Origin of the sequence: Actinomadura sp. NPDC048955, from assembly GCF_040649435.1 — a bacterium.
Classification (GTDB): Bacteria; Actinomycetota; Actinomycetes; order Streptosporangiales; family Streptosporangiaceae; genus Spirillospora; species Spirillospora luteofluorescens.
Genome location: NZ_JBEZJI010000156.1, coordinates 1 through 3,281 on the forward strand (window position 1 = coordinate 1; position 3,281 = coordinate 3,281).

Sequence of the window (3,281 nt, forward strand, 5' to 3'; positions counted from 1 at the left end):
TTGAAAAAGTATAAATGATGAATATAGTTAGTGTATTCATTATGTACTCTTATTGTTTCGATATAAGTCTTAAAATCAATAATAAAACAATGCAAGTGTATTAATGCTAAAGTGATTCAAATATGATATTTTTAGAATGCTTTTGTTGTATCTAATATAAATATATATTATCATTATTATAGTTATGTAATAATTTCTTATTACACATGGTAAGAATTTTTTATCGTAGACAAGTACTTTTTTATCGGACAGCCACTCAAATTATTGAGTGGTTACTTTTTATAATTCTATGCTTATTATTGAACTTATAAAATAAACGAAACTAGCGCTTATATTTGAATATTCTTTCAGTGTAAAGAAATGACAATGTCGTGTTAGGAAAAGTAAAATGAGTGTGAACTATTGTTTTCTATATTCTATGCTTTTTAAACATTTCTTTTCTTCAGGTTTTAATTTTTTAGTAATTCATGTATGAAGTGGGATATGGGTATACTCAAGCTACTTAAAATAATAAGTGGTTTGATAACGTTATAAGTGTAATATCGAACACATAGTATCATTTTTTATATAAAAAATGATACTACATTCAAAGTGAGTAGCTTCAAGTAAACGTTTTCACTGAGAGTTTAAAGAAAAGTGAATAGTGAGATATAATAAAAATAAACGCCAATTTCTCAAAAAAGAAATGACGTTTAAGATTGATTGCTGCAAAATGTTAGTGTAAATTGTTTTAATCACTAATATATGAGGTATAAAGCCTATATTTAGTGTAACACGAGTTAGATTAATATTGAAAATCTATAAATCATATTATATGAAAATATTTTGTAAAAATACTTTCTATTTTGATTTAAAAGCTTAAACAGAATTAAATTTTTCAAGTTGCTCAATATAGTCTTTTAATTAATCACACTGATGTTTTTAAATGCGTTTAACAAACATTTTTGTTAAAATAAAATGGCTACATACTTGAAAATGTAGTGAAATTTCGCTTCACCTTTTATACCTTTTGAGGTTAATGTTTTTAGGAACTACTTATTATTTATGAGTAGTTCCTTTCTATTTAATAATTATTTTTTATATGGAAATTTATCTACAATAATCACTTATATCAATTGAGTTAGAGTAACCAAAAATGATAAAATTATTATGTAGAGATTGAATATAATTTAATATCTCACAAAATAATAAAAAGGTGGAATATCAATGCAAGAACAATATCAGAATATTGCTCAATCATTAGAAAATCATTTTGATGCCACTCATCAAGTAGCATCATCAGTTCAACATGCATTTCATTCATTTGTTGGCGATGCAATCAATCAATATGTAGGATCTGATGCAGGTGAAACTGTAATGAACATTGCTAAACTTATTGGTAAAGTAATAGGTTTAGGATAATATTCTTTAAAAACAATTTGCTTTTGTTTTATGTTTAAGAATTAGAATAAAAAGTCTAATTAAGTAAGAATTCTTATATTTATAGATGGATCTTCAATATAACAATTCCTTTTTAACAAAATAACACTCACATTTAAGATCATTCATTAAGTGAATGATCTTTTTCTTATATAAGTATGCTTTCTATACATGTATAGAATTCTCACCATCCTGTTTTAAAATAGTCTTAAGTAATTTTTACATCCCTTAATAGCTTCTTTTTTTGGAAAAATAGCACTTTAATTAGAGAAATTTTAATGAATCTAATAACTGCAAAATTTCACGCACATCATCATAGAACTAATATTATCTTTATATATTTTTAAATATAAAAGTAATCATTTGATTTAAAGAAGCTTTTCTATATTTTTAATCTCATAATATTCTCTTAATCATTTATAAAAAACTGCCATTAGTTTTAAAACTAATGGCAGCAAAACGTTTATAGAAATTTATTTTTCAGTATTTTGTTTATTTTTACGACGTCCAAATACAAATAATGAGCCAACAATTGCTAATAATGAGCCAATTAAAGTACCTTCATTATTATTACTACCAGTATCCGGTAATTTTTTTTCATTATCTTCTGATTCAGATTTACTATTTGATTTATCTGAATTGCTATGATGGTCCACATCATTACTTGGTTGAATTGGATTACCATTGTCATCATGATTAAATCCGTTATCTATATTATCCGTTCCTTGTGGTTTATCTGGGTTACCTGGTTTATCTGGGTTACCTGGTTTATCTGGGTTACCCGGTTTATCTGGGTTACCTGGTTTATCTGGGTTACCCGGTTTATCTGGGTTACCCGGTTTATCTGGGTTACCTGGTTTATCTGGGTTACCTGGTTTATCTGGGTTGCCTGGTTTATCTGGGTTACCTGGTTTATCTGGGTTATCTGGTTTATCTGGGTTTTCAGGATCAACCGGGCATCCACAATCATCTTGACATTCTGTAGTTACTGCAATGTCAGCTAAGTCTTCTGTAGATGGTGCATAATAAGTTACTGCACGATTAGCATGTAAAGTAAATTGATCTACATAGTTAAATGGGGACTTAGTCATATCATTGCCGATAACTGACCAGTCACCTGTTTTTTTAGTAACTCCTACTGAAGGTTCTAAGTATAAACCATTTTCATCAAAAGTTCCTTTTTTAATTTTTTCAGGATGTTCTACATAAGTATATGAAGAATCTTTACTTTTTTCTTCATTATTAAAACCAGTATCTGAATGTGGTCTAAAATCATCTAATGATTGAGATCCATCTTCATAACTGTGAATACTTTCACTTTCCCAAGAAGATTTCCATCTTAAACGAGCATCTAATGGTACATAAGGTGTCTTTTTAAATTGATCTTCAGAAATATCAAAAGTCACTCTAATACCTACGGGACCATCTACTAAAGTGTTAATGCCATAAGATTTAGCTAAATCTGGATTATATGTACCACCACTAAATGTATTGTCTGATTCATCATATGCAACTACAGATGCTGGTAATTCAGTTTTACCTTCTTTTTTTAATTTTTGATATTCTTCATAAGTTGGTATGTTATGAAATTGCTTAGAATTTTTCTTATATTCTGCTTCAGAAATTTGTCCTAAATCTAACTTAACATCATGCGGTTTCTTAGAGTCTTTTTCTCTAGTACCAATTAATTCAAATTTTACATTTTTAGCGAACTTAGGAACTGTAATACCGAATGTACTTCCTGTTTGTCCATGATCACTAGATTTAACAGGATTTACTGAAACTGTGCTTCGACCCGACTCCCAACGTCGGCGGCCCGCTCCTGTCACCCGGCAAGGGAAAGCAGCGCGACAACGGCCCTC

The 3,281-nt window shown here is 28.8% G+C and carries 2 protein-coding genes; one reads left to right on the forward strand and one right to left on the reverse strand.

Translation table 11 applies throughout. The annotated features are described in order from the left end of the window. Positions 1-1,206: 1,206 nt before the first annotated feature. On the forward strand, positions 1,207-1,401 hold the full coding sequence (locus AB0C84_RS45645) for a hypothetical protein (RefSeq protein WP_162159495.1): 195 nt from the start codon (positions 1,207-1,209) through the stop codon (positions 1,399-1,401). Positions 1,402-1,892: 491 nt separating this feature from the next. Here the strand turns inward: AB0C84_RS45645 and AB0C84_RS45650 are convergent. Next, positions 1,893-3,281 (reverse strand): LPXTG cell wall anchor domain-containing protein (locus tag AB0C84_RS45650; RefSeq protein WP_361079073.1); only part of this gene is annotated, 1,389 nt, incomplete at its 5' end.